Source organism: Pseudomonas sp. KH_027 (genome assembly GCF_057838565.1).
Genome location: NZ_CM174470.1, coordinates 1371112 through 1396795 on the forward strand (window position 1 = coordinate 1371112; position 25684 = coordinate 1396795).

The 25684-nt window shown below is 60.6% G+C and carries 21 protein-coding genes and 1 CRISPR repeat array; of the genes, 17 read left to right on the forward strand and 4 right to left on the reverse strand.

Going from position 1 to position 25684, the window contains the following annotated elements; translation table 11 throughout:
* Window positions 1–104 precede the first annotated feature (104 nt).
* The 5 genes from adk to AC3IYG_RS06440 all read left to right on the forward strand — a co-directional run bounded on the left by adk (window position 105) and on the right by AC3IYG_RS06440 (window position 3813).
* Window positions 105–752 (forward strand): adenylate kinase, encoded by a 648-nt coding sequence (gene adk / locus AC3IYG_RS06420; RefSeq protein WP_489312943.1) that lies wholly within the window; start codon window positions 105–107, stop codon window positions 750–752.
* 117 nt (window positions 753–869) lie between these two features.
* Entirely contained in the window at window positions 870–1550 is a 681-nt protein-coding gene (gene tsaB / locus AC3IYG_RS06425; protein WP_489312944.1) for a tRNA (adenosine(37)-N6)-threonylcarbamoyltransferase complex dimerization subunit type 1 TsaB, read from the forward strand.
* 130 nt (window positions 1551–1680) lie between these two features.
* Window positions 1681–2022, forward strand: coding sequence for a hypothetical protein (locus tag AC3IYG_RS06430; RefSeq protein ID WP_489312945.1), 342 nt, complete (start codon window positions 1681–1683; stop codon window positions 2020–2022).
* Window positions 2023–2033: 11 nt separating this feature from the next.
* Complete coding sequence (locus tag AC3IYG_RS06435; RefSeq protein WP_489312946.1) at window positions 2034–2891, forward strand: DUF72 domain-containing protein; 858 nt, start codon at window positions 2034–2036, stop codon at window positions 2889–2891.
* 91 nt (window positions 2892–2982) lie between these two features.
* The gene (locus AC3IYG_RS06440) at window positions 2983–3813 is read left to right on the forward strand and encodes an isocitrate lyase/PEP mutase family protein (protein WP_489312947.1); all 831 of its coding nucleotides are present in this window, start codon (window positions 2983–2985) and stop codon (window positions 3811–3813) included.
* A gap of 27 nt (window positions 3814–3840) precedes the next feature.
* On the opposite strand, the gene AC3IYG_RS06445 is transcribed toward AC3IYG_RS06440, so the two are convergent.
* Window positions 3841–5061 carry an RtcB family protein gene (locus tag AC3IYG_RS06445; protein WP_489312948.1) on the reverse strand — a complete coding sequence of 407 codons (1221 nt, stop codon included), beginning with the start codon at window positions 5059–5061 and terminating at the stop codon, window positions 3841–3843.
* A 197-nt stretch (window positions 5062–5258) separates the two neighbouring features.
* Here AC3IYG_RS06445 and AC3IYG_RS06450 point away from each other — a divergent pair, with 197 nt between their 5' ends.
* Complete coding sequence (locus AC3IYG_RS06450; RefSeq protein ID WP_489312949.1) at window positions 5259–6038, forward strand: class I SAM-dependent methyltransferase; 780 nt, start codon at window positions 5259–5261, stop codon at window positions 6036–6038.
* Window positions 6039–6223: 185 nt separating this feature from the next.
* On the opposite strand, the gene AC3IYG_RS06455 is transcribed toward AC3IYG_RS06450, so the two are convergent.
* Window positions 6224–6862 (reverse strand): TetR/AcrR family transcriptional regulator, encoded by a 639-nt coding sequence (locus AC3IYG_RS06455; protein WP_489312950.1) that lies wholly within the window; start codon window positions 6860–6862, stop codon window positions 6224–6226.
* Window positions 6863–6955: 93 nt separating this feature from the next.
* Here AC3IYG_RS06455 and AC3IYG_RS06460 point away from each other — a divergent pair, with 93 nt between their 5' ends.
* Both AC3IYG_RS06460 and AC3IYG_RS06465 read left to right on the forward strand, forming a co-directional pair.
* Window positions 6956–8059 (forward strand): efflux RND transporter periplasmic adaptor subunit, encoded by a 1104-nt coding sequence (locus AC3IYG_RS06460; RefSeq protein WP_489312951.1) that lies wholly within the window; start codon window positions 6956–6958, stop codon window positions 8057–8059.
* Between the two features lie 6 nt (window positions 8060–8065).
* Window positions 8066–11146, forward strand: a complete 3081-nt coding sequence (locus tag AC3IYG_RS06465) for an efflux RND transporter permease subunit (protein WP_489312952.1) — start codon at window positions 8066–8068, stop codon at window positions 11144–11146.
* Window positions 11147–11291: 145 nt separating this feature from the next.
* On the opposite strand, the gene AC3IYG_RS06470 is transcribed toward AC3IYG_RS06465, so the two are convergent.
* On the reverse strand, window positions 11292–11969 hold the full coding sequence (locus AC3IYG_RS06470; RefSeq protein ID WP_489312953.1) for a DUF4197 domain-containing protein: 678 nt from the start codon (window positions 11967–11969) through the stop codon (window positions 11292–11294).
* Window positions 11970–12242: 273 nt separating this feature from the next.
* Here AC3IYG_RS06470 and cas1f point away from each other — a divergent pair, with 273 nt between their 5' ends.
* The 9 genes from cas1f to AC3IYG_RS06515 all read left to right on the forward strand — a co-directional run bounded on the left by cas1f (window position 12243) and on the right by AC3IYG_RS06515 (window position 25188).
* Window positions 12243–13220, forward strand: a complete 978-nt coding sequence (gene cas1f, locus AC3IYG_RS06475) for a type I-F CRISPR-associated endonuclease Cas1f (protein ID WP_489312954.1) — start codon at window positions 12243–12245, stop codon at window positions 13218–13220.
* Window positions 13217–16459, forward strand: coding sequence for a type I-F CRISPR-associated helicase Cas3f (cas3f, locus tag AC3IYG_RS06480; protein ID WP_489312955.1), 3243 nt, complete (start codon window positions 13217–13219; stop codon window positions 16457–16459). Before cas1f ends, cas3f begins: the two co-directional genes overlap by 4 nt.
* Before the next feature lie 74 nt (window positions 16460–16533).
* Entirely contained in the window at window positions 16534–17835 is a 1302-nt protein-coding gene (gene csy1 / locus AC3IYG_RS06485) for a type I-F CRISPR-associated protein Csy1 (protein ID WP_489312956.1), read from the forward strand.
* Window positions 17828–18772 carry a type I-F CRISPR-associated protein Csy2 gene (csy2, locus tag AC3IYG_RS06490; RefSeq protein WP_489312957.1) on the forward strand — a complete coding sequence of 315 codons (945 nt, stop codon included), beginning with the start codon at window positions 17828–17830 and terminating at the stop codon, window positions 18770–18772. Before csy1 ends, csy2 begins: the two co-directional genes overlap by 8 nt.
* 12 nt (window positions 18773–18784) lie before the next feature.
* Window positions 18785–19825: a type I-F CRISPR-associated protein Csy3 gene (gene csy3 / locus AC3IYG_RS06495; RefSeq protein WP_489312958.1), complete on the forward strand. Its 1041-nt coding sequence runs from the start codon at window positions 18785–18787 to the stop codon at window positions 19823–19825.
* A gap of 3 nt (window positions 19826–19828) precedes the next feature.
* Window positions 19829–20392 carry a type I-F CRISPR-associated endoribonuclease Cas6/Csy4 gene (gene cas6f / locus AC3IYG_RS06500; RefSeq protein WP_489312959.1) on the forward strand — a complete coding sequence of 188 codons (564 nt, stop codon included), beginning with the start codon at window positions 19829–19831 and terminating at the stop codon, window positions 20390–20392.
* Window positions 20393–20530: 138 nt separating this feature from the next.
* A CRISPR array of direct repeats spans window positions 20531–23619; the repeat unit is 28 nt; unit sequence CTTCACTGCCGCATAGGCAGCTCAGAAA.
* A gap of 1 nt (window position 23620) precedes the next feature.
* The gene (gene cas2 / locus AC3IYG_RS06505; RefSeq protein ID WP_489332165.1) at window positions 23621–23851 is read left to right on the forward strand and encodes a CRISPR-associated endonuclease Cas2; all 231 of its coding nucleotides are present in this window, start codon (window positions 23621–23623) and stop codon (window positions 23849–23851) included.
* Window positions 23852–24340: 489 nt separating this feature from the next.
* Complete coding sequence (locus AC3IYG_RS06510) at window positions 24341–24748, forward strand: GFA family protein (protein ID WP_489313852.1); 408 nt, start codon at window positions 24341–24343, stop codon at window positions 24746–24748.
* Window positions 24749–24831: 83 nt separating this feature from the next.
* Entirely contained in the window at window positions 24832–25188 is a 357-nt protein-coding gene (locus AC3IYG_RS06515; RefSeq protein WP_489312961.1) for an MmcQ/YjbR family DNA-binding protein, read from the forward strand.
* 9 nt (window positions 25189–25197) lie between these two features.
* Here the strand turns inward: AC3IYG_RS06515 and AC3IYG_RS06520 are convergent, their stop codons facing one another.
* On the reverse strand, window positions 25198–25638 hold the full coding sequence (locus AC3IYG_RS06520) for an AraC family transcriptional regulator (RefSeq protein ID WP_489312962.1): 441 nt from the start codon (window positions 25636–25638) through the stop codon (window positions 25198–25200).
* Between the last annotated feature and the right edge of the window lie 46 nt (window positions 25639–25684).

Here is a 25684-nt window from a genome sequence, read left to right on the forward strand (position 1 = left end):
GGTCGTGTTTAAATCGACTCCCCAGTGCTGCCGGGACCTAATTCAGAGATTGGCCCCATGAGGCGAGTCCAACGATTTCTATTCAAATCTTGAGGAGCACAGTGATGCGCGTGATTCTGTTGGGGGCGCCCGGTGCCGGCAAAGGTACTCAGGCTCGCTTTATCACCGAAAAATTCGGTATTCCGCAAATTTCCACTGGCGACATGCTGCGTGCTGCCGTGAAAGCTGGAACCGAACTGGGTCTCCAAGCCAAAGGCGTGATGGACAGCGGTGGTCTGGTTTCCGATGACCTGATCATCAACCTGGTCAAAGAGCGCATCAGCGAGGCCGATTGCGCCAAGGGTTTCCTGTTCGATGGCTTCCCGCGCACCATTCCCCAGGCCGAAGCCCTGGTAAAAGCCGGTGTCGAGTTGGACAACGTGGTCGAAATCGCCGTCGATGACGAAGAGATCGTTCAGCGTATCGCCGGTCGCCGTGTGCACGAAGCTTCCGGCCGCGTTTACCATACCCTCTACAACCCGCCAAAAGTGGCTGGCAAGGATGATGTGACCGGCGAAGACCTGATCCAGCGCAAAGACGATACCGAGGAAACCGTGCGTCATCGTCTGTCGGTCTATCATTCTCAGACCAAGCCGCTGGTGGACTTCTACCAGAAACTCGCCGCCGCGCAGGGCAAGCCGAAGTACAGCCACATTGCGGGCGTCGGTACGGTCGAAGCGATCACCGACAAGGTACTTGAAGCACTGAGCTGATAAGTCGGTTCTGCTGCGTCGACAACGGCCCGCTTGCGGGCCGTTGTCGTTTCAGCGGCGCTCGTCGGCGCATTTGGCTGTTACAATTCCCGCCCTTTTTCCCGCCCGGAACCGCCGATGACCACCTTGCTGGCCCTGGATACCGCCACCGAAGCCTGCTCCGTTGCCTTGCTGCACGAGGGCAAGGTGCTCAGTCATTACGAGGTGATTCCGCGCCTGCACGCCCAGCGTCTGCTGCCGATGATCAAGGAGCTGCTGGCGCAGGCGGGTGTGAGCATGTCGGCGCTCGATGGGATTGCCTTCGGGCGTGGGCCCGGGGCCTTTACCGGAGTGCGGATCGCCATCGGCGTGGTGCAGGGCCTGGCATTCGCCCTTGAGCGCCCGGTGTTGCCGATTTCCAATCTGGCGGTGCTGGCCCAGCGGGCGTTGCGCGAGCAGGGTGCCAGCCAGGTGGCAGCGGCCATCGATGCGCGCATGGATGAGGTGTATTGGGGGTGCTATCGCCAGGAAAACGGTGAAATGCGCCTGGCCGGGCTGGAAGCGGTGCTGCCGCCGGAGCAAGCCTGTCTGCCATTCGATGCCACTGGCGATTGGTTCGGCGCCGGTACTGGCTGGGGCACCTACGGGGCACGCATTCCGGTGGCGCTCAGCGGGCAGGACGCGGCTATGTTGCCGCACGCCCAGGACCTGCTGAGCCTGGCGCAATTCGCCTGGGCGCGTGGCGAAGCACTGCCGGCTGACCAAGCGCAGCCGGTTTATCTGCGTGACAAGGTCGCTACGCCCAAGGCTCCGCAGTAACCCCCGACTGTCCGGCGGGTCTCGGTGCAATTGCGCCGCGCCGTGACTGTCGTTACATTGCTACTGTTAGCCTTGGACAAGTCCATTGGCCGAACTTACCCAGCCCTGATACGAGAAGCACGAGCAGTAGATGCGCATCGACGGATTCACTTCCTCCTATTCGCTGGACCGCAGCTCCCGACCGGGCAGCGCAGTCACGCCTTTTCGCGAAGTGCAGCGCGAGGAGGAAAGCCGTCGTGAACAGCCGACGTCGCCTTCCAGCACCCAGGGTTTGGAAACTACCGCTCAAGCGCGTCGCGTGCAGGCCAGCTACGCCAGCAGCGACAGCCTGCCCGCGCGGCCGCAGGACCTGATCAACCAGCGGGCAGTGAGCAATCGCGCGGCCCAGGCGTTGGCCAGCTATGCCAGCACTGCCAGTTACGCCAGCGAGGCGGATGCGCCGGAAGTGCTTGGCCTCGACCTCTACGCGTAAGCCCTGCATTTATGCTGCCTTACTACCTCGGCTGCCCGTCCTGGAGCGAGCCGGCCTGGCGTGACAGCCTCTATCCCGACAATGCCCGCCCGGCGGAGTTTCTCGCGCTCTATGCGCGGGTCTTCAATGCCGTGGAGGGCAACACCACCTTCTATGCGCGGCCTTCCGCCGAGACGGTCCAGCGCTGGGCGGCACAAATGCCGGTGGGCTTTCGCTTCTGCGCCAAGCTGCCGCGCGATATCAGCCATGCCGATCATCTGGGCGAGCAGTTGGGTGCCGCGCAGGCTTTCCAGCATGTGCTTGCGCCGCTGGGCGCGCGGGTGGCGCCGCTCTGGTTGCAGCTGCCCGCCAGCTTTGGCCCGCCACGCCTGGCCGAGCTGACGGGGTTTCTCGCCGAATTGGCCGGGCCGTTGGCGGTAGAGGTGCGGCATCCGGCCTTTTTCGCCAAAGGCGAGGAGGAGCGAGCGCTCAACCGCCTGCTGCTGGAGCGGGGCGTCGAGCGCGTTTGTCTGGATTCCCGTGCGTTGTTCAGCTGTCAATCGGATGCGCCCGCCGTGCTGCACGCGCAAGCGAAGAAGCCGCGACTGCCGACCCGTCCGGCGGCGTTCACGCAGTTTCCGCAATTGCGCTTTATCGGTCATCCCGAGCTGGAGGCCAATGACCCTTTTCTCGCCCCGTGGCTGCCCAAGGTCGCCGGCTGGATCGAGGAGGGCCGCACGCCTTATGTGTTCCTGCATACCTCGGACAACCGTTTGGCGCCACAGTTGGCCCGGCGTTTTCATGCGCAGCTCAGTGCGCTGCTGCCAGGCTTGCCCGCCTTGCCGGAGTTGATCGGCGCACCTGAAGTGGAGCAGCTCGGCCTGCTCTGAACCAGCCACCTACTGGATGACAGGCGCATCTTGGCGGCGAAAACTGCGCTAAGGTTTTGGCTTCCAGTAGCCGATCAGACGGAGCCTCGTCATGCCCACGCAAGCCAGCCGCGCCCAAGCCTTCAAAGCCCTGCACGAGCGTGCAGGGGCTTTTGTGATCCCCAATCCCTGGGATGCGGGTTCGGCGAAAATGCTCGCGGCCCTGGGTTTCGAAGCGTTGGCGACGACCAGCGCCGGCCTGGCGTTTTCCTTGGGGCGGCCGGATGCCGAGGGCGCTATTTCCCGCGACGACAGCCTGGCCAACGCCCAGGCGATCGTTGCAGCCACACCCTTGCCGGTTGCCGCGGACCTGGAAAATGGCTTCGCCGATGAGCCGCAAGGCTGCGCCGAAACCATATTGCGGGCGGCGGCTGTCGGTTTGGTCGGTGGCTCGATCGAAGATGCCAGCGGCCGTGCGGATGCGCCGATCTATCCGTTTGAGCTGGCGGTGCAGCGGGTGGCGGCAGCGGCTGCTGCGGCCCGGAGTTTGCCTTTTCCCTTCATGCTCACGGCGCGGGCGGAAAACTTGCTGCATGGTCGTCTCGATCTGGCCGATACCATTCGCCGGCTCGAAGCCTTCGCGGTGGTGGGTGCCGATGTGCTCTATGCGCCAGGCTTGCGCACGCGGGAGGAAATAATTGCTGTGGTGCGCGCCGTGGCGCCCAAGCCGGTGAACGTGCTGATGGGGTTGGCCGGGCTGACATTGTCACTTGAGGAATTGGCCGAGCTGGGAGTCAAGCGGGTGAGTGTCGGCTCGGCTTTGGCGCGTGCGGCTTACGGCGAGTTTTTCCGGGCGGCGCAAGAGATCCGCAGCCAGGGGCGCTTCAGCTTTGCCGAGCAGGCGCTGCCTTTTGCGCAGATCAATGCGTTGTTCAAGGCTTGACGCAGGAGTCGTCGAGGCAATGTGGCTTCAGCCTTTGACGCAAACGATCTGCTTGAGGCTGTGCACGATTTCCACCAGGTCGGCTTGCGCGGCCATGACCTTATCGATCGGCTTATAGGCGCCGGGGGTTTCGTCGATTACCGCCTGATCCTTGCGGCACTCCACGCCGGCCGTGGCGCGCTGATGGTCGGCCAGGCTGAAGCTGCGCCTGGCCTCGGTGCGACTCATCAGCCGGCCGGCGCCGTGACTGCACGAGCAGAAACTCTCGGGGTTGCCCTTGCCGCGCACGATGAATGATTGCGCGCCCATGCTGCCGGGGATGATGCCCAGCTCGCCGAGCTTGGCGCTGAGCGCGCCTTTGCGGGTGATCAGCAGCTCTTCACCGAAGTGAAACTCGCGGGAGACGTAGTTGTGGTGGCAGTTGACCGCCTCCAACTGTGCCTCGAAAGGTCGCCGTAGTTCGCCACGCAGGGCCTCCACCAGCAGGTGCATCATCAGCGTTCGGTTGGTGCGGGCATAGTCCTGCGCCCATTCCACCGCCTGCACATAGTCGTCGAAGTGCCGAGTACCTTCCTTGAGGTAGGCCAGGTCAACATCCGGCAGGTTACCCAGCGCTTTGCCCATGTCCTCCTTGGCCAGTTCGATAAAGCAGCGGCCAATGGCGTTCCCGACTCCGCGCGAGCCCGAATGCAGCATCAGCCAGACTCGCTGGGCCTCATCCAGGCAGACCTCGATAAAGTGATTGCCGCCGCCCAGCGTGCCCAGATGCAGGCGGTTATTGGTCTTGGCCAGGTGTGGGTATTTACCGGTGATCTGGGCGAAGCGCTTGGCCAGCGGCTGCCAGCTCTTGTCGATGAGCGGCGGCGCGTCCTGCCAGGCGCCCGTGTCGTGCCTGCCGAAGCTCTTGCCATGGGGAATGGCGCGTTCTATGGCGCGGCGGATGCCGGCGAGGTTATCCGGCAGGTCGGCGGCCAGCAAACTGGTGCGTGCGGCGAGCATGCCGCAGCCAATGTCGACGCCGACCGCGGCCGGAATGATGGCGCCCTTGCTGGGGATCACGCTGCCGATGGTCGAGCCCTTGCCCAGATGCACATCCGGCATTACCGCCAGATGGCCATGGATGAAGGGCATGCGCGCAGTGTTTCGCAGCTGTTGCAACGCCTGGGGTTCGACCGGCAAAGCGTGGGTCCACAGCTTGATTGGCTTACCGCCTGGAACTTCCAGGCGTTGGCAGAGTGGGGCAGACATGCTGGCCATTCCTTGAACTCAAGACTGCATTTTACTCCCTGGTGGTCGCTTGGGTTGGGCTGGTGTGGACGTAGGAAGAGGTCTTGATCATGTCGAACTCAGTGCGACCGGATATTCCCGGCTCTGGCAGAATACCGCTCTGGCCGGTTATCAACCGAGCGCTGGCTGTTTTGATCATTTTTTGAGCGTGTTCCCTGATGAGTTATGAGCGGCAGATTGCCAGAATTCGGGTCGAAGCCCTTGGGGCCGACTATGCCGGGGCAGCGCGTGTCTGGGCCGAGCGGCTGGCTTTGCCGTTGCAGGGCGAGGCGGAGTTTGTCCTGCAACTGGGCGAGCAGGGCTTGCAGTTGATCGAGCTCGGCCCGCAGGCGCCGGGACCGGTGCGGGTGGACTTCATCGAGGGCGCGGTCGCCCATCGCCGGCTGTTCGGCGGCGGCAGTGGGCAGATGATCGCCAAGGCGGTCGGCGTGCAACCTGGTGTGCGCCCACGGGTACTGGACGCTACCGCAGGGCTGGGCCGCGATGCCTTCGTGCTGGCGAGCCTGGGCTGCGAGACGACGTTGATCGAGCGTCAACCGCTGATCGCCGCTTTGCTGGAAGATGGCCTGAGCCGCGCCGCGCGGGATGCCGAGGTCGGCCCGATCGTGGCACAGATGCGTCTGCTGGTCGGCAACGCCATCGAATTGCTGCGGGGCTGGGAAGGCGAGCCGCCACAGGTGATCTACCTCGACCCGATGTTCCCGCACCGCGATAAAAGCGCTTTGGTGAAAAAGGAAATGCGCCTGTTCCGGCCCTTGGTCGGCGACGACCTCGATGCGCCGGCACTGCTCGAAGCGGCCTTGGCGCTGGCCAGCCACCGGGTGGTGGTCAAGCGCCCGCGCAAGGCGCCGATCATCGACGGGCCCAAGCCGAGCTACGCCTTGGACGGCAAATCCAGCCGCTACGACATCTATCCGAAGAAGGCGCTCAAGGCCTGATTCGCCGGCGCCCGGCAGATTGGCCGCTCAGATCCGTAGGGTGGGTTAGCCGCATAGCGGCGTAACCCACCACGGGTGCCGACGGGCACCGCCGCTTGCACGCTGGATGGTGGGTTACGCCTACGGCTAACCGACCCGAGGATTTACGCCAGCCTACAGAGACCAAGGCTTAACCAGGCGGCGCGCTAGTCGAGCCTATAGGCCCTGATAAACAACTCCACCACCTCTTGCACGTGCTGCTCGGCTTCTTCGCCTTTCTGCGGGGCGCAGCAGCCGATCAACAGGCGGAAGTTGTGCCCGCCCTTGATCAGGCTGAAGAAGTGCTCGGCGGCGTTCACTGGTTTGTCGATGCGCAGCTTGCCGGTCTTATCGGCCTTGTTCAGCAGGTGCTCCATCTCGGTCAGGATGCGCTGCGGGCCGGCGTCGAAGAAGATCCGCGAAAGCTTCGGGTCCTGCGTGCCGAGGGTCACCATCAGGCGATGCAGTTCGATCGATTCGTGGCTGTTGATCAGCCGATGAAAGCCGCGGCCGATGTTCAGCAGTACGGTCTCGATCGGCACGGCGTCCGGAAGTTCGAAGAACAACTCCGGCAATTGTTCTTCGCACTTGGACTTCACCGCGGCGGAAAACAGCGTTTCCTTGTCGGTGAAGTGGCTGTACACCGTCAGCTTGGAAACGCCCGCTTCGGCGGCGATGGCATCCATGCTGCTGCCGTCGTAGCCATGGCGCAGGAACAGGGTCTTCGCCGCCTCGAGGATGGCTCGACGTTTGGCGGGATCTTTCGGGCGCCCCGGGCCACTGGCAGGTAATAGTTTGTTAGACATTCCGCATTTTAATACTGGACTGGTGAGTTTGCTATTTTTACTATACCCGTCAGTATAATTATTCAAAACCTTCTTTGCGAAAGGTCTTCCATCATGTTCCGCCCTGCCTTGCCGCTTGTCCTGCCTGCTTCTCTTCTCGTTTTGCTTGCTGCCTGTGGTAACGGTGAGCCGGTGCGGCAGTCGGTGCGCCCGGCCATGGTCGTGCAGCCGCAGCCGGCTGGCGAGGTGATGGATACCTACCCTGGCGAGGTGCGCGCGCGTCTGGAGCAGGACCTGGCTTTCCGTATCGGCGGCAAGGTTGCCAAGCGTCTGGTCGATGTCGGGCAGCGGGTGCAGAAGGATCAGCCCCTGGCTGAACTCGACCCGCAGGATGTGCGCCTGCAATTGGAGGCCATGCGGGCCCAGGTGGCGGCGGCCACGGCCAATCTGCAATTGGTGCGCAGCGAGCGGGACCGTTACAAAACCCTGCTAGCCCGGCAAATGGTCAGCCGTTCGCAGTACGACAACGCCGAGAACCTCTATCGTGCCGGTGAGGCGCGTTTGAAGCAGGTCAAGGCCGAGTTCGATGTGGCCAACAATCAGGCCGGGTATTCGGTGCTGCGTGCCTCGCAGACCGGGGTCGTGGCCAGACGTCTGGTCGAAGTCGGTAATGTGGTGGCTGCCGGGCAGACAGTCTTCACACTGGCGGCTGACGGTGAGCGCGAGGTACTGATCAGCTTGCCGGAGCACGCCTTCGAGCGCTTCAAAATCGGCCAGGTGGTGGCAGTGGAACTCTGGTCGCAACCGGATCAACGTTTCTCGGGGCGTATCCGCGAACTATCGCCCGCCGCCGATCCACTGTCGCGCACCTTTGCCGCGCGGGTAGCCTTCAGCGAGGGTAAGGTGCCCGCCGAGTTGGGGCAGAGCGCCCGGGTTTTCGTTCCGGTCGAGGGTGCGGTACCGCTGTCGGTACCGCTCTCGGCGCTGAGCGCGGAGAACGGCGCCCCCTTTGTCTGGGTGGTCGATCCCAAGGACTCCAAGCTGGTACGCGCGCCGGTGCGCATCGGCCCTTACGGCGAGCAGCGGGTGCCGATCCTCGAAGGCTTGCAGGCCGACGATTGGGTGGTCGCCGCCGGCGTGCAGGTGCTGCGTGAAGGCCAGGTGGTGCGGCCGGTGGACCGCGACAATCGAGCGGTCAAGCTGGCGGCGCAGGAGTAATCACGGATGAGCTTCAACCTATCGGAATGGGCGCTGCGCAACCGCCAGATCGTCCTCTACATCATGTTGCTGATGGCCGTCGTCGGCGCACTGTCCTATACCAAACTGGGCCAGAGCGAAGACCCGCCGTTTACCTTCAAGGCCATGGTGGTGCGCACCAACTGGCCGGGCGCGAGCCCCGAGGAAGTGGCGCGGCAGGTCACCGAGCGCATCGAAAAGAAGCTGATGGAGACTGGCGACTTCGACAAGATCATCTCCTTCTCGCGTCCAGGTGAGTCGCAGGTGACGTTCATTGCGCGCGATTCGATGAACTCCAAAGATATTCCGGAGCTGTGGTATCAGGTTCGCAAGAAGATCAACGATATCCGTCACACCTTGCCCGCCGGCATTCAGGGGCCGTTCTTCAACGACGAGTTCGGCACCACCTACGGCAACATCTATGCGCTGACCGGTGAGGGCTTCGACTACGCCGTGCTCAAGGACTACGCCGACCGCATCCAGTTGCAACTGCAACGGGTCAAGGACGTCGGCAAGGTCGATCTGCTCGGGTTGCAGGACGAGAAGATCTGGATCGAACTGTCCAACGTCAAACTGGCCACCCTCGGCCTGCCGCTGGCCGCCGTGCAGCAGGCGCTGGAGGCGCAGAACACCGTGGCCTCGTCGGGTTTCTTCGAAACACCGAGTGACCGCATCCAGTTGCGCGTGACCGGGCGCTTCGAGTCGGTGAAAGAGATTCGCGACTTCCCGATCCGCGTTGGTGATCGCACCTTCCGCATCGGCGATGTGGCCGAGGTGAGCCGTGCCTTCAACGACCCACCCGCGCCGCAGATGCGCTTCATGGGCGAACAGGCGATTGGCCTGACCGTGTCGATGAAGCCCGGTGGTGACATTCTGATCCTGGGCGAGGCGCTCGAAGGCGAGTTCGCGCGCATGCAGGAAAACCTGCCGGCGGGCATGCAGTTGCGCAAGGTCTCGGATCAGCCTGCGGCGGTGAAAACTGGTGTTGGCGAGTTCGTTCGAGTGCTGGTCGAGGCGTTGGCGATTGTCATGCTGGTGTGCTTCTTCTCCCTCGGCCTGCGCATCGGCCTGGTGGTGGCGCTGACTATTCCGCTGGTGCTGGCGATGACGTTCACCGCCATGTACTACTTTGGCATCGGCTTGCACAAAATCTCCCTCGGCGCCCTGGTACTGGCGCTCGGGCTGCTGGTCGACGATGCGATCATCGCCATCGAGATGATGGCGATCAAAATGGAGCAGGGCTATGACCGCCTGAAAGCCGCCAGTTTCGCCTGGACCAGCACGGCCTTTCCGATGCTCACCGGTACGTTGATCACCGCGGCCGGCTTTTTGCCGATTGCCACGGCGCAGTCCGGTACTGGCGAATACACCCGCTCGATCTTCCAGGTGGTGTCTATCGCGTTGATGGCCTCATGGATCGCGGCGGTGATCTTCGTGCCGTATATCGGCGCGCGCTTGCTGCCGGACCTGGCCAAGCTGCACGCCGCCAAGCATGGCGGCAGCGCCCTAGGCCATGACCCCTATTCGACGCCGTTCTACCAGCGCGTACGCAGCCTGGTCGAGTGGTGCGTGCGGCGACGCAAGACGGTGCTTCTGCTGACGTTCGGCCTCTTCGTTGCGGCGCTGGTGATGTTCCGCTTCGTGCCGCAACAGTTCTTCCCGTCCTCGGGCCGCCTGGAATTGATGGTCGACCTGAAACTCAGCGAAGGCGCTTCGTTGCATGCCACCGAGGAGCAAGTCAAACGCCTGGAACAGATGTTCAAGGAGCATCCGGGCATCGATAACTATGTGGCCTATGTCGGTACCGGCTCACCGCGCTTCTACCTGCCCTTGGACCAGCAACTGCCGGCCGCCAGCTTTGCCCAGTTCGTGGTCTTGGCGAAAACCATCGAGGACCGCGAGGTGATACGCAGCTGGTTGATTGAGCGCCTGGGCGAGGAGTTCCCGACCCTGCGCACCCGCGTGACGCGCCTGGAAAATGGCCCGCCCGTGGGCTACCCGGTACAATTCCGCGTTTCCGGCGAGCACATTGAAGAAGTGCGCAAGCTGGCCCGTCAAGTCGCCGACAAGGTGCGCGAGAACCCGCATGTGGTGAACGTGCACCTGGACTGGGAAGAGCCGAGCAAGGTGGTGCACCTGAGCATCGATCAGGAACGGGCACGGGCCCTCGGGGTGAGCAGCGCCGATCTGTCGCGCTTCCTGCAGAGCTCGTTGTCCGGCAGCAGTGTCAGCCAGTACCGTGAAGGTAACGAGCTGATCGAGATACTGCTGCGCGGTACCGTGCGCGAGCGGCAGGAACTGGATTTGCTGCCGAGCCTGGCGGTGCCGACGGATAACGGTCAGAGCGTCGCGCTGTCGCAGATCGCCACACTCGAATACGGTTTCGAGGAAGGCATCATCTGGCACCGCAACCGCCTGCCAACTGTCACGGTACGGGCGGATATCTACGGCAAGGAGCAGCCGGCCAGCCTGGTCAAACAGATACTGCCGACCCTGGAACCGATCCGCGCGAAACTGCCGGCCGGCTACCTGCTCGATGTCGGCGGCACCATCGAGGATTCGGCCCGCGGGCAGAAGTCGGTGAACGCCGGGGTTCCGCTGTTCATCGTGGTGGTGCTGACGCTGCTGATGCTGCAACTCAAGAGCTTCTCGCGTTCGGCGATGGTGTTTCTCACCGCGCCGCTGGGGCTGATCGGCGTGACGCTGTTCCTGCTGGTGTTCCGCCAGCCGTTCGGCTTCGTCGCCATGCTCGGCACCATCGCTCTGGCGGGGATGATCATGCGCAACTCGGTGATTCTGGTCGACCAGATCGAGCAGGACATTGCCTCCGGCATCGACCGCTGGCACGCGATCATCGAAGCCACGGTGCGGCGTTTCCGACCTATCGTACTGACCGCCCTGGCGGCGGTGCTGGCGATGATTCCGCTGTCGCGCAGCACCTTCTTCGGGCCGATGGCCGTGGCGATCATGGGGGGGCTGATCGTCGCCACCGCACTCACCCTGTTGTTCCTGCCGGCGCTGTATGCCGCGTGGTTCAGGGTCAAGGAAGAGCCGCGCCGGGCTGCTTAGCCGCTTGCAGCAATGCCAATAGAAAGCCCGGTCAGTTGACCGGGCTTTTTCATATCCGCTTCTGGGACTTGTCAGGCAAGCGTTCCATGGGGCTGATGGACTGTCGCTTCGCTCCGAGACCGCCCCTAGGTTCAGGCGCTGACCATCACAACGCGCCGAATACCTTCTTCGCCAGACTGGTGGCGGCGCCGGCCGGGTTTTCGCGGATGCTGGCTTCCTGTTTGCCGATCATCTCGAACAGACCGTTCAAGGTTTGCTCGGTGACATAGCTTTCAATGTTGGCGCTCTTCGCGTCGATAGCGCCGTAGCTCGCGGCCTGGCCGGCGAAGCTGTTGTATTGCTTGGCCAGACCAACCTGATCGGTCGCCTGCTTGACGATGGGCAGGAACTTGGCGCGGATCTGCTCGCGGCTGGTTTTGTTCAGGTACTGGGTAGCCGCATCGTCCGGCCCGCTGAGGATGCCTTTGGCGTCCTGCACGGTCATCTTCTTCACCGCATCCACCAGCAGCGCCTGGGCCTGCGGTACGGCGGCTTCGGCGGCCTTGTTCATGCTCGCTTCCAACTGCTCGACTTGCGCGCCCATGCCCATCATCTTCATGGCCTTGGCGGCTTTGCCGAGGTTGCCCGGTAGCTCGATACGGACGTCTTCGTTATTGCTGAAACCACCGGGTTTGCCCAGTTGCTTGACGGCGATTTGCGCGCCTTGGGTCAAGGCATCCTTGAGCCCGCCGCTGGCATCCTGTTGGCTCAGGTCGGTCAGGGACAGGGCGAATACGTTGGCCGAGAGGGCAAGGCCGGCAACCAGGGCAGTAAGACGAAACATGACAGCATCCTTGTGGCAGGGAGGGCAGGTGAGCTTAGCGGAGCGGAGCAGTGGAGAAAATCTGCGTGTTGTTGAAGCATAGCGGCAGGAGCACGACAGGCTCCGCGTGGCATCTGTGCGAAGACTTTACCTGTGGCAATTCCCCGTCTGGTTTTTAGAGCTTTTACTGTATAGCTTGGCGGTGCCGACGTTTACAGTTTTCCCCGATCGATCTGCTCTGCACCACGGGTTCAGAGGGAAAGCTGTCACTGCAACCAAAGGATAATTACGGCGATGGATGACTTTAGCCCCTCTGAACTCAAATCGATCCTGCACTCTAAACGCGCCAACATCTATTACCTCGAATACTGCCGCGTATTGGTCAATGGCGGGCGGGTCGAGTATGTGACCGATGAAGGCAAGCGTTCGCTGTACTGGAATATCCCCATCGCCAATACCACGACGGTGCTGTTGGGTACGGGTACTTCGATCACTCAGGCGGCTATGCGGGAACTAGCCAAAGCCGGCGTATTGGTGGGGTTTTCCGGCGGAGGGGGCACACCGTTGTTCAGTGCCAACGAGATCGATATCGAGGTGGCCTGGTTTTCGCCGCAGAGCGAATACCGGCCCACCGAATACCTGCAGCTCTGGGTGCGTTTCTGGTTCGATGATGAACTGCGTCTGGAAGCGGCCAAGGCGTTTCAACGGCTGCGTCTGGAGCGCATACGTCAGCAGTGGCTGAATAACCGCCCGCTTACGGAGGCCGGCTTCCAGGTCGATCCAGCCGCTTTGGAAGCGGCTCTGGAGCAATCCCTCAAGGCTTTGAATGCTGCGCCCGATCACACCTTTTTGCTGACCGAAGAGGCCCGGCTGACCAAGCTGTTGTTCAAGTTGGCGGCGCGCGCAGTGAAGTATGGCGACTTCGTGCGGGCCAAACGCGGCAGTGGCAACGATCCGGCTAACCGTTTTCTCGATCATGGCAATTACCTGGCCTATGGCCTGGCCGCGACGGCAACCTGGGTGCTCGGGCTGCCTCACGGTTTGGCGGTGTTGCATGGCAAGACGCGCCGCGGTGGCCTGGTGTTCGATGCGGCGGATCTGGTCAAGGACGCAATGATTTTGCCCCAGGCCTTTATCTCGGCCATGCGCGGTAACGATGAGCAGGAGTTTCGCCAGGCCTGTATCGAAAGCCTGACCCGCAGTGAGGCCCTGGACTTTATGCTCGACAGTCTCAAGATAGTCGCGGAGCAACTGGGGAGGCCGGCCCGGTGAATGTTCTGTTTATTTGCCAATGCGATAAGCGTGCGCTGAGTGAAAGCCGGCGCATTCTCGACCAATTCGCCGAGCGTCGGGGTGAGCGCAGCTGGCAAACTCCGATCACCCAGCAGGGGCTGGATACACTGCGCCGACTGCTGAAAAAGACCGCGCGGCGTAACACCTCGGTGGCCTGTCACTGGATTCGCGGACGCGACCACAGCGAACTACTGTGGGTAGTGGGTGATGTCAGCCGTTTCAACGCCCAGGGCGCGGTGCCGACCAATACCACCGAGCGTAATGTCCTGCGTAGCCAGGATGAGAACGACTGGCACACGGGCGACGATATCCGTCTGCTCGCCGGATTGGCCTCGCTGTTCCATGACTTCGGCAAGGCCAGTCAGGCGTTCCAGAACAAACTGAATATTAAGAACGGTAAGCCGCTGGCGGATGCCTATCGCCATGAGTGGGTGTCGCTACGCCTGTTTCAGGCCTTCGTCGGTGACGATGGCGATGAGGCGTGGTTGCAGCGTCTGGCTACCCTGACGAGCAGCCAAGCGGATAACGGCTGGCAAGACCGGCTGCTCAGAGATGGCATCGACAAGCCTACCCCCCGCAGTCCTTTCAACACGCTGCCACCCTTGGCGCGGACCATCGGCTGGTTGATCCTCAGTCACCACCGTCTGCCGGTGCAGTCTTTTGATGCAGTACTGCATTCGCAAATCCTGGCGAGACTGCCGCAAGCTGTGACGCCCGCCTGGAACGCCGCCCGTGAACAAGCGCTCCCTGAGGAAAAAACCGCCTGCTGGACCTTCAACAAACCTCTGCCATTTGCCAGCCAGCACTGGTGCGAGCATGCGGCGAAGCTGGCGCAGCGCATGCTGGCGCGCAGCGGGTTTAGCACCACGGACTGGTTGCTAAATCCCTATGTGACCCATGTCGCACGCTTGGTATTGATGCTGGCCGATCATCACTACTCCAGTGAGCCTTCCCATGCGCGTTATGGCGATGCCAACTACCCGCTGTACGCCAATACAGACCGGGAGACGGGCGCACTGAAGCAGCGTCTGGACGAGCATCTAATTGGTGTGGCGGTACACAGTGGCCGTATTTCCCGCAGCCTGCCGCAACTGCTGCACAAGTTACCGAGCATCGCCCGGCATAAAGGTTTTAAGCGGCGCAGCGAGGATGCCCATTTTCGCTGGCAGGACAAAGCTTATGACCTCGCCACCTCTCTGCAGGTCCGCTCGGCCCGGCAGGGTTTCTTCGGCGTCAATATGGCCTCCACCGGTTGCGGTAAAACCCTGGCCAATGGCCGCATTCTCTATGGTCTGGCCGACCCGCAGCGCGGGGCGCGGTTTTCCATCGCCCTCGGCCTGCGCAGCTTGACCTTGCAGACCGGTAAGGCTTACCGCGAACGGCTGAAACTCGGTGAAGACGACCTTGCGGTGGTGGTTGGCGGCGTGGCGGCAAAAGAACTTTTCGAGCGCGCCAATGCCCAGTTAGCACGTTGCGGTTCGGAGTCCGCCGAGGATCTGCTGAGTGACGACAGCTATGTGCATTACCAAGGCAGCCTGGAGGAGGGTGCGCTCAAGCACTGGCTGGGTAAAAGTCCCGAAGCGCAACGGTTGCTCGATGCACCCATCCTGGTCAGCACCGTCGATCATTTGATTCCGGCCACCGAAGGCACGCGCGGAGGCCGACAGATCGCGCCAATGCTGCGACTGATGACCGCGGATCTGGTACTGGATGAGCCGGACGACTTCGACCTCAACGATCTGCCCGCTCTGAGCCGTCTGGTATTTTGGGCCGGCTTGCTCGGCAGTCGTGTGCTGCTGTCCTCGGCGACCTTGCCGCCGGCCTTGATCCAGGGCCTGTTCGCGGCCTACCTCGAAGGGCGGCGGTCTTTTCAGGCCAACCGTGGTGTGCCCGGCCAGCCGTTAGCGGTCTGTTGCGCCTGGTTCGACGAGTATGGGGTGGACGCGAGTGAACATGCGGCCGCGCAGCCATTCGTAGATGCCCATGAGACTTTTGTCGCTAAGCGTATCGCCAAGCTGGCTCAGGCCGAGGTGCGACGTTTGGCGCAGATCCAGCCGCTGCCCATCGCCGCTAGCGGCGCGGCCGAAGTGCGCAGCGAACTGGCTGGCCATCTGCGGCGCATGATCCACGAACTGCACCGGCGGCATCACAGCGTCGACCCGATCAGCCAAAAGCGCGTCAGCTTCGGCTTGGTGCGCATGGCCAATATCGACCCGATGATCGATGTCGCCCAGGCGCTGTTCAAGCTAGGCGCCGAGACCGGTTGTCGGATTCATCTGTGCTGTTACCACGCGCGCCATCTGTTGCTGATGCGCTCGGCCATCGAAAAGCGCCTCGACCGGCTGTTGAGTCGTCATCAGGAGGAAGCTATTTTTGCCGACCCGGAGTTGCGTGCCTGGCTCGATGCCAGCCCCGAGCAGGAGCAGATTTTCGTGCTGCTGGCTTCGCCGGTGGCAGAGGTCGGGCGCGACCACGATTACGACTGGGGCATAGTCGAGCCATCTTCCATGCGCTCGATTATTCAGCTGGCCGGGCGCATTCGCCGTCATCGGTCTGGACGGTGTGCGTCACCCAACCTCTACCTGCTGGAGAGCAACGTAAAAGCACTGGAAGGCCAGACGCCGGTCTTCTGCAAGCCGGGCTTCGAGAGTCAGGATTTTCCGCTCGCCAGCCATCGCTTGAGCGATGTGCTGACCGCCGAGCAGATCGCTATGATCGACGCCCGCCCGCGTATCGCCGAGCGGGCCGCGCTTCAGCCATGGGCCAATCTGGTCGATCTGGAGCATGCGCGGCTGCGGGCCCTGATGCTCGGTGACACGGCGCTATCCGGTTTGTCGGTGCCGCTCTGGTGGCAAACCCAGGCGGCCTTGTCTGGCGAGTTGCAGCGCAAGCAGCGATTTCGCGATGACCCGCTAGGGCATCAGCGTTATGTGCTGGAGCCCGATGAAGATGAGCTGTTGCACTTCAAGTTTCAGCAGGAAGATGGGCAGCTGATTGCGATGAATAACCTGCTGGAAGCGTTCCCGCTCGAGTTTGGGTCGCGTATCGGCTTTTGGGGCGAGCCGGACTACCTGGCTGAGTTGACGCAATTGGCGGATGAACTGGGCATTGAACTGCCTGCCTGCGCCCGACGCTTCGGAGTGATCGATTTGGCCAAGAAAACCGATGGAATGGGGTGGCGCTATCACCCGGTACTCGGCTTTCGACGTTTTTTATAGAGCTAGACAAGTAGAGTTGGGCTTGGGGTAGCGTTTAAGTAATATCTCTCTGAAAAAGCAAGGAGACGCGACAGATGACGGACAGCTCAGCGGATGCGAGCGAGATTGGCGCCCTTAAAGCGCTGATCCACGGATTTATTCAGGAGCGCCTGCAAGCCAAGCTGGAAAAGCTCGGCGAAGGCGAACAGGAGAAACACCAGCAACTGCTGGAAGAGCATCGCCCTGAAGCCTGGCTGCAAGACGCTGCCCGGCGTGTCGGGCAGATTCAGTTGGTCAACTTCGGGCTTAAATTCACCCATCCCGATGCCCGCGGCAGCAGTTTTTATTTGCGCGACAGTGTCCAGGCGCCGGCGCTGGTGGGCACGCACAGTCTGGGCAGTGAGCGCGATGACGATGTGGTGGGTAATGCCGCGGCGCTGGACGTGTACAAGTTTCTCAAGCTGGAGCATGCGGGCAAAAGCTTGTTGAAACGGGTGGGCGAGGACGACCCGGCATTGCAAGCGGCCTTATCCGATCAGCCCGAGCAAGCCGCCGACTGGCTACAGGCCTTCGCCGGCATCGTCGAAGGTAAAGGCCCGCCGACCTCACACAAACTGGCCAAACAGCTGTACTTCCCTCTGCCGGACGGTGGCTATCACCTACTAGCGCCGTTGTTCCCGACCTCGCTAGTGCATCGCGTGCATGCCTGTATTCAACGCGATCGTTTTTCCGAAGAGGCACAAGCCGCGCGCAGTGCCTATCGCGAAAAACGTCCCTGGGCTCAGGGCTACCGGGAATACCCCAATCTGGTGATTCAGAACTTCGGCGGCACCAAGCCGCAGAACATCAGCCAGCTCAATAGCGAGCGGCGTGGCGAGAGCTACCTGTTGCCTTCGCTGCCGCCGACCTGGCGCCGTGCTGCGCTCACGCCGCCTACCCAAGTGCAATCGGTGTTCACTGGTTGGTTCGCTCGCCGCCAGCGCGTGCGTGAGCTGAGTAAGGCCTTGCGCGAGTTTCTCGCGAGCACCACCTACAACAACCGGGCTATCCGCCAGGCGCGTCAACAACTGGTCGTGGGTCTTTGCGATGAAGTGCTGCAGTTTGCCGCCGAGCTGCATGAGTTGGCGCCGGGCTGGAGTGCCACCAGAGACTGCCGACTGGACAGCGCAGAAGCGCTCTGGCTCGACCCCTATCGTGCGGAAATCGACGAGCAGTTCGCCAGCCAACTGCGCCGTGGCGATTGGTGCGGTGAGGTCTGCTCGCGTTTCGCCAAATGGTTGAACAACGCCGTGCAGAGTGAGCGCCGGGTGCTGGGCGATGATGAATATCACCACTGGGTCAGCGTTCTTGAGCGCGAACTGAAGATGATCCGTCAGGAGATTGGCCAAGATGAGTAACATCCCCCACGCCTTGCTGATTCTGCCGCGCCTGTATGTGCAAAACGCCAATGCCATCTCCAGCCCATTGACCTGGGGTTTTCCGGCGCCCAGCGCCTTTACCGGCTTCGTGCATGCCCTTGGGCGCCGCTCCGTCAGCGAATTCGATCTACGCCTGGAGGGTGTTGGCATCGTCTGCCACCGCTTCGAACCCCAGGTATTCCAACCCGCCGGGCGGCGCACACGGGTCTTCAGCCTGACGCGCAACCCGGTGGATAAAGAGGGCAAGACCGCCGCCATTGTCGAAGAGGGGCGGGCGCATTTTGAAGTCAGCCTGCTCATTGGCGTCAGCGGAGGCGAGCTGTTCGAGGGTGAGGATGTCCGTACGGAAATTGCCGAGCGCCTGCTCAGTATCGCCGGAGGGCTGCGCCTGGCAGGCGGCAGCATTCTGCCCAACCCAAGCGGTCGCCACTATTCGCCGCGCTTACAACTGTGGCCGGAAGACGCCGCCGATGCCCGTGCAGAGTCACGCAAGTTACGCCGCCAGCTGTTGCCGGGCTTTGCTCTGGTCGAACGCCAGGAGCTGTTGGCAACACAAGGCTCGAACGCATTGGACGCATTACTGGACCAGTCCCGACTGAACTTCGAGCCAGAAGCGGCAGACCCGGACACTCCACAGAGTGCCAACTGGAGCCTGCGCCGCAAGCCGGGCTGGCTGGTGCCCGTGCCGCTCGGTTATGCCGCGGTTTCGCCGCTCTATGCCGCAGGTGAAGTGGCCAACGCCCGTGATACCGAAACGCCGTTTCGTTTCGTTGAAAGCCTGCTTGGGCTGGGCGAATGGCTTAGCCCGCACCGCATCGACAATCTGCTCGACTTGCTCTGGTATCACCGGGCTGACCCGGTTGCCGGGTTGTACCGCTGCAGCAACGATTTTTCTCCCTTGGAAACCACTGCATAAGGAAACTGCAAAATGGCTAAAACCGAACTGAAAACCGCTTCCGTCCTGGCCTTCGAACGCAAGCTCGATCCTTCCGATGCCCTGTTCAGTGCCGGACGTTGGGAGGATCGTGCGGCTGCCGCGCAGTGGCCCAATATCGCCGTGCGGGAGAAATCGGTACGCGGCACCATTTCCAATCGCCTGAAAACCAAGGACCAGGATCCGGCCAAGCTGGACGCCTCTATCCAGTCGCCCAACCTGCAGACCGTGGACGTGGCCACCCTGCCTAACGATGCCGATACCCTGCGTGTGCGCTTCACTCTGCGGGTACTCGGTGGCGCGGGTACGCCTTCGGCTTGTAACAACGCCGAGTATCAGCAACAGCTACAAGCCACGGTGCAAAGCTATGTAAGCAATCACGGCTTCAAGGAGTTGGCGCGGCGTTATGCCCATAACCTGGCGAATGCGCGTTTCCTTTGGCGTAACCGGGTGGGCGCGGAAGCGGTTGAGGTGCAGGTACGGCACAAGCGTGAGGGTGGCGATGCCGCACTCTGGACCTTCGATGCCCTGAGCCTGCCTTGGCGTGATTTCGAGGCCTCCGGGCCGGCAGCCAAGAGCCTGACTGAGCTGGCTGCCGTGGTCGAAAGCGGCTTGGCCGGTAAGGATTATGTGCTGCTGGACATCACCGCCTTTGCCCGTATCGGTGACGGACAGGAAGTCTTCCCCTCGCAAGAACTGATCCTCGATCGCGGCGACAAGAAAGGCCAAAAGAGCAAAACCCTCTATCAGGTCTGCGAGGTCGCCGCGATGCACTCGCAGAAAATCGGCAACGCCCTGCGCACCATCGATACCTGGTACCCGGACGAGGATGGCCTCGGTCCCATTGCCGTGGAACCCTATGGCTCTGTGACCTCCCAGGGTAAGGCCTGTCGTCAACCGAAGCAGAGACTGGATTTTTATACTCTGCTGGATAACTGGATCCTCAAGGAGCAAGCGCCGGAGGAAGGGCAGCAGCACTTTGTGCTGGCCACCCTGATCCGTGGCGGAGTATTCGGCGACAGTGACAAGGGCTGATCCATGGACCATTACCTCGATATCCGCCTGCGGCCCGATCCGGAGTTTTCTGCCCCTCAACTGATGAATGCCTTATTCGCCAAGCTGCACCGCGCGCTGGTGGTCTTGCAGAACCGGGTTATCGGCATCAGTTTTCCCGCGGTGCAACCTGAGCGTCCCGCGCTGGGCGAGTGCTTGCGGCTGCATGGTTCAACCGCCGCCTTGCACGATCTGTTGGCGCAGGCATGGCTGAGCGGTATGCAGGATCATGTGCAGTTAAGCGACGTGGCGGCTGTGCCCGAGGCTGTGCAGTATCGAAGCGTCAGCCGGGTGCAGGTAAAAAGCAGCGCCGAACGCTTGCGCCGGCGACTTATGCACCGGCATAACCTGACGGCAGAAGAGGCCATGCAGCGTATTCCCGATACTGCGGAGCGCAGCCTGACATTGCCCTTTATCAGCCTGCTCAGCCAAAGCACAGGGCAGAGCTTTCGGCTGTTTATCCAACACGGCCCCCTTCAGAAAGTCCCAGAGGAGGGGGCTTTCAACGCCTATGGCCTTGGTAGTGGAGCGACCATCCCCTGGTTCTGATATTTTTCACCCTGTTTTACATCAGCAAGCTGAGGTCATATAAATCAGCCACTTACAGCACCAGCCCAAAAAAGGGTAAAACGCAGTTAGTGGCTGATTGATCTTTAAAAAGCAGGATCTTATGACTTACAGCCCCTACTTCACTGCCGCATAGGCAGCTCAGAAATTCAAGCAGGTGGGCAAATCGCTGGGCTTTGGCTTCACTGCCGCATAGGCAGCTCAGAAATGATGAGATTCGGCCCTGTGGTGCCTCTGAGACTTCACTGCCGCATAGGCAGCTCAGAAAAACAAAAAGCCCTGCTGGAACAGGGCTTGTGCCTTCACTGCCGCATAGGCAGCTCAGAAATGCTCCCGCGCATAGATGGAGACGTCAGGTTCCTTCACTGCCGCATAGGCAGCTCAGAAAGCCACGCTGCTGCACTCGCACGGTGCGTGGGACTTCACTGCCGCATAGGCAGCTCAGAAATACTGCGCTGAATGCCGCGCCGAGCCGTCATCCTTCACTGCCGCATAGGCAGCTCAGAAAACGCCAGAAGTCAGGGCGGCAGCGGCACAGAACTTCACTGCCGCATAGGCAGCTCAGAAAAAGGAGAAGCAGGACCTGGAGCGCATCGGTGGCTTCACTGCCGCATAGGCAGCTCAGAAATACCAGGAGGATGGCCAGGGTAAGGCGCAGCACTTCACTGCCGCATAGGCAGCTCAGAAATGTCGGCAATCGCCGGGCAGGTAACCGTAGAACTTCACTGCCGCATAGGCAGCTCAGAAAGTGCCCGTCACCTGCGAGATACCGCCACCAATCTTCACTGCCGCATAGGCAGCTCAGAAAGAGGGCTACATGATGAAAACGACGGAGCAACTCTTCACTGCCGCATAGGCAGCTCAGAAATGGCGACCTGTCGACCTGGCGACCTGGCGACCCTTCACTGCCGCATAGGCAGCTCAGAAATGATCACTCTGCGACTGCCAATGCTTGATATTCTTCACTGCCGCATAGGCAGCTCAGAAAAGTTACCGCCACCAAATCCGCCTCAACACGGACTTCACTGCCGCATAGGCAGCTCAGAAATCGATGCTCGTATCGAGCAGCTGCAACACATCCTTCACTGCCGCATAGGCAGCTCAGAAAAGCATGGCCTTATCTTCATGCGAGACGTTCATCTTCACTGCCGCATAGGCAGCTCAGAAAACCAGTGCGGGGCTTTTTCTTTCATCTCCGCACTTCACTGCCGCATAGGCAGCTCAGAAAGAGCATGGACTTGAGCCGTATCGGGTTCGCAGCTTCACTGCCGCATAGGCAGCTCAGAAAAGGAAGCGTTTGAAGCGCTCCGTCTTTCCGCTCTTCACTGCCGCATAGGCAGCTCAGAAAATGAGCGTTTACGGCAAGCCCATCACGCAAGGCTTCACTGCCGCATAGGCAGCTCAGAAAATCAGGCTAACGGATTTCGAAAAGCACTACAGCTTCACTGCCGCATAGGCAGCTCAGAAAACTTCATCAGTGAGCGAAAAGTCGGTGTCACCCTTCACTGCCGCATAGGCAGCTCAGAAAGAAAAGGTTACTGAGACGCCGAAGGCCGATGGCTTCACTGCCGCATAGGCAGCTCAGAAAATGGCGTCAGCATCTTCCTTGGCGCAGCCATGCTTCACTGCCGCATAGGCAGCTCAGAAAAGTATGCGTCGGCTGCAAGCGAGATGATGAAACTTCACTGCCGCATAGGCAGCTCAGAAAAAGTGAGCGTCGAAGGCTGGACGCCTGCGCACCTTCACTGCCGCATAGGCAGCTCAGAAATATCAAGGCGTATGCATTCTGGTCCGTCTAGGCTTCACTGCCGCATAGGCAGCTCAGAAATGAGAAATTACCCCGCCTCGATCAGTGCAGTCCTTCACTGCCGCATAGGCAGCTCAGAAATGAGAAATTACCCCGCCTCGATCAGTGCAGTCCTTCACTGCCGCATAGGCAGCTCAGAAATAACAGCGCTGCAAGACTACGTTAACCGCGTACTTCACTGCCGCATAGGCAGCTCAGAAAGTGCTGACCAGGGCATTCCCGAAACTGCTGACCTTCACTGCCGCATAGGCAGCTCAGAAATGTAGTGTCCTGCCTGGGCGGCAACATAGGTACTTCACTGCCGCATAGGCAGCTCAGAAAAGCACTTCAACGACCAGCCATTTGGCGCTCTTCTTCACTGCCGCATAGGCAGCTCAGAAAAGATAGTCCGCGACATACAGCTGCATGTACGGCTTCACTGCCGCATAGGCAGCTCAGAAAGCTGGGTACTATGGCGAAATCCACATCAAATACTTCACTGCCGCATAGGCAGCTCAGAAACAGGTGGTTGACCTCGACCCGACTGCCAGCAACTTCACTGCCGCATAGGCAGCTCAGAAAATTGCCAGCTCAGTCAGCTACGGCAAGCGCTACTTCACTGCCGCATAGGCAGCTCAGAAAATACAGATACAGATACAGATACAGATACAAAACTTCACTGCCGCATAGGCAGCTCAGAAAAAGCCGAGCAGGAAGCGCATAACGCCGCCAAGCTTCACTGCCGCATAGGCAGCTCAGAAAAGTGGAAGCCGTTTGCGCGTGATCTGATTCAGCTTCACTGCCGCATAGGCAGCTCAGAAATTGGCAGTCGGCAAGACCTTCTCTAAGGCTGACTTCACTGCCGCATAGGCAGCTCAGAAAAAGTCGCCACGCCTTCACCTGGCCAGGTCGCCCTTCACTGCCGCATAGGCAGCTCAGAAACAACCCACTGGTCGCTACCGTACACCTGGCAATCTTCACTGCCGCATAGGCAGCTCAGAAATTGAGAGTCAAACGCGCCAGCCACTTGGCCTGCTTCACTGCCGCATAGGCAGCTCAGAAACGGATCGTTTATGTTCAATGCTCGCACGACAGCTTCACTGCCGCATAGGCAGCTCAGAAAAAAACCAGTAAAACGGCGCCAGCGGTCAACAGCTTCACTGCCGCATAGGCAGCTCAGAAAAAACTGGCAGCAGATGCCGGCAACCTGTCCTGCTTCACTGCCGCATAGGCAGCTCAGAAAAAGCGCGGACGATAACCCAAGCTGGCAAGCCACTTCACTGCCGCATAGGCAGCTCAGAAATGACCGGCGCCACGAACAAGCTGGCGTACTTCCTTCACTGCCGCATAGGCAGCTCAGAAAGAGCCGGAGACGGATCAGCCGCGGGGGACTGTCTTCACTGCCGCATAGGCAGCTCAGAAAATTGCGGTGGAGGTGGCCATGCCGCGATTATGGGCAGCGGGTGCAGTACTCAGTGTTCGAGATAGAAGTCGATGCGGCCCAATGGACATTTCTCAAACAGCGCCTCTGCGGCATCATCGACCCCGAGCAAGATAGCCTGCGCTTTTATTATCTGGGCACAAACTGGCAAAGCAAAGTCGAACATATCGGTGCCAAGGTAGTGCTGGATCTTAACGGCCCACTCATCCTCTAGTTTTTTGCGAACCAGAAGTGGCCGGCAAAACCTCTGTAGGTTCGCGTTTCTTTAGAGTGCTGATTTATTGAGCTTAATTCTTTCGGTGAAATACCGAAGCCCACTTATTCGCGGTCTTGGCGGCGGTTCGCGGAACTGAAGGGTTTTTCTTATAGCTGTCGCCGAGTTATTAAGTGGGCAAGGTCGCGCCTCACGCAGGGCGTGGATTGAAACGTCGCTTACTGGGTGACAGAACACCACCCCACCAGGTCGCGCCTCACGCAGCCGGGTCTCATCTTCAGCAAGCGCTCGGTGGACAAACTACGAAGTTTTACTAGCGTTGCTTGGCTTGCTGCAAAATCCGCTTGAGCAGTGTCTCGTTTGCAGTGCCCTGCCTGAGGATAAAAGGCTGATTGGACAATTAAGAATGCTATAGCGCATCACATCGCGGGCACGCGCGACATGATGTTGCATAGGCGTGGCTGGTTTATCGGAGGAGCTTGAAAGGTGATGGAGCAAAGACTTGAGGGCGGTTGCCAGTGCGATGAAGTGCGTTATGAAGTCACAGGCACGCCAATTCTCGCTGCAATCTGCCACTGCTCAATGTGTCGTCGGGCCAACGCAGCACCGGCCGTTGCCTGGGCCATGTTCCATGAAAGCCAGGTGCGTTTCAGCAAAGGAAAGGTGAAAGCCTACGCTTCATCATCGGACGCAAAGCGTGGTTTCTGCGAATGCTGTGGCACTCAAATCAGCTTCACGGCTACCTTCCTGCCAGCGTTGATCGACCTCACTATCGGCAGCCTCGATACCCCGGAGTCGGTTAAGCCGACGTTGCATTACTGGTACAACGAGCATCTGTCCTGGGTTGAGTACGCAGACGCTTTGCCTCGCCATCCAGAGCTTCCACCGTTTTCATGAGCGTCGGGTCAACAACTCACTCAAACGCAGTAGGCCATGCGCCGGCTCGCTCATTTCAAACCTTAGGCTCTCACCCAACAGCCATGGACCCGACACAGCTCAAGGATTTTTGCGGCCGCTTCCCGGGCGCTACCGCCCAGCTGCATGGGCATCCAAGTAACGTTCTCGTCTACTCCGTCGGCGGCAAAAACTTTGCCTACTTCAAAACCAGCGACCCGGAAAAATGGCGCTTTAGCATCCGGGTGACGCCTGATCGCTTCGTTGAGCTGACGGATGTTTCTGGGATCAAGCCGGCGAGGTACATGGCCCGATACCATTGGGTGACAATCGTCGATACCCGCAGCGTGCCGGCCGTGTATTTGGCCGAGTTGATTGAGTGGTCATACAAGAAAGCCTTGGGGGCTCTCAGCCAAGCGCGTAGAGACAAGCTGATTGGATAGCTGTGACCATCAGAGCGCAACCACGGGAATGCATAACTCGCACTCGAACGTCCCGGTTTGGGGGGCATAGGTTGCGTCTTTCGGGTAGTGCTCGAAGCATGGACGGGCATCGAGCTGAAGCCCGCTGGAGGGTAGCCAGTCCCGGAGCAGCGCGGCCCAGGCCTCGACTATCTGTTCGGCTTGCCCCTTGAAGACGAGCACCGCATACCTGCCGCCTGGGATGCTTGCCTTGAATGCGTCTCCTGAGGCAACGAAGTCCGCCGCAACCTCCGCGCAGGCATCGTACCGGCATTGCTCCGCCGCTGTGATGCCGGGGTCGTCGTGGCTGATGCCGTAGCGCGGTCGTTCAAGCAGATCGTTCGTGACCGCCCATGGGTAATACGTATTTTTGCCAGAACAGCGAGGATGCATTCGGCTTTCGTATTCCGAGCGGTTGTTTCGCGCAACCATGTGGCACCTGGCGATTTGGCTAAGGGGCCACTGAAGGCGGTCCCCA

Coding starts and splice junctions, on each gene's coding strand:
- adk (WP_489312943.1), top strand. CDS start 105: ATGCGCGTGATTCTGTTGGGGGCGCCCGGTGCCGGCAAAGGTACTCAG.
- tsaB (WP_489312944.1), top strand. CDS start 870: ATGACCACCTTGCTGGCCCTGGATACCGCCACCGAAGCCTGCTCCGTT.
- AC3IYG_RS06430 (WP_489312945.1), top strand. CDS start 1,681: ATGCGCATCGACGGATTCACTTCCTCCTATTCGCTGGACCGCAGCTCC.
- AC3IYG_RS06435 (WP_489312946.1), top strand. CDS start 2,034: ATGCTGCCTTACTACCTCGGCTGCCCGTCCTGGAGCGAGCCGGCCTGG.
- AC3IYG_RS06440 (WP_489312947.1), top strand. CDS start 2,983: ATGCCCACGCAAGCCAGCCGCGCCCAAGCCTTCAAAGCCCTGCACGAG.
- AC3IYG_RS06445 (WP_489312948.1), bottom strand. CDS start 5,061: ATGTCTGCCCCACTCTGCCAACGCCTGGAAGTTCCAGGCGGTAAGCCA.
- AC3IYG_RS06450 (WP_489312949.1), top strand. CDS start 5,259: ATGAGTTATGAGCGGCAGATTGCCAGAATTCGGGTCGAAGCCCTTGGG.
- AC3IYG_RS06455 (WP_489312950.1), bottom strand. CDS start 6,862: ATGTCTAACAAACTATTACCTGCCAGTGGCCCGGGGCGCCCGAAAGAT.
- AC3IYG_RS06460 (WP_489312951.1), top strand. CDS start 6,956: ATGTTCCGCCCTGCCTTGCCGCTTGTCCTGCCTGCTTCTCTTCTCGTT.
- AC3IYG_RS06465 (WP_489312952.1), top strand. CDS start 8,066: ATGAGCTTCAACCTATCGGAATGGGCGCTGCGCAACCGCCAGATCGTC.
- AC3IYG_RS06470 (WP_489312953.1), bottom strand. CDS start 11,969: ATGTTTCGTCTTACTGCCCTGGTTGCCGGCCTTGCCCTCTCGGCCAAC.
- cas1f (WP_489312954.1), top strand. CDS start 12,243: ATGGATGACTTTAGCCCCTCTGAACTCAAATCGATCCTGCACTCTAAA.
- csy1 (WP_489312956.1), top strand. CDS start 16,534: ATGACGGACAGCTCAGCGGATGCGAGCGAGATTGGCGCCCTTAAAGCG.
- csy2 (WP_489312957.1), top strand. CDS start 17,828: ATGAGTAACATCCCCCACGCCTTGCTGATTCTGCCGCGCCTGTATGTG.
- csy3 (WP_489312958.1), top strand. CDS start 18,785: ATGGCTAAAACCGAACTGAAAACCGCTTCCGTCCTGGCCTTCGAACGC.
- cas6f (WP_489312959.1), top strand. CDS start 19,829: ATGGACCATTACCTCGATATCCGCCTGCGGCCCGATCCGGAGTTTTCT.
- AC3IYG_RS06510 (WP_489313852.1), top strand. CDS start 24,341: ATGGAGCAAAGACTTGAGGGCGGTTGCCAGTGCGATGAAGTGCGTTAT.
- AC3IYG_RS06515 (WP_489312961.1), top strand. CDS start 24,832: ATGGACCCGACACAGCTCAAGGATTTTTGCGGCCGCTTCCCGGGCGCT.
- AC3IYG_RS06520 (WP_489312962.1), bottom strand. CDS start 25,638: ATGGTTGCGCGAAACAACCGCTCGGAATACGAAAGCCGAATGCATCCT.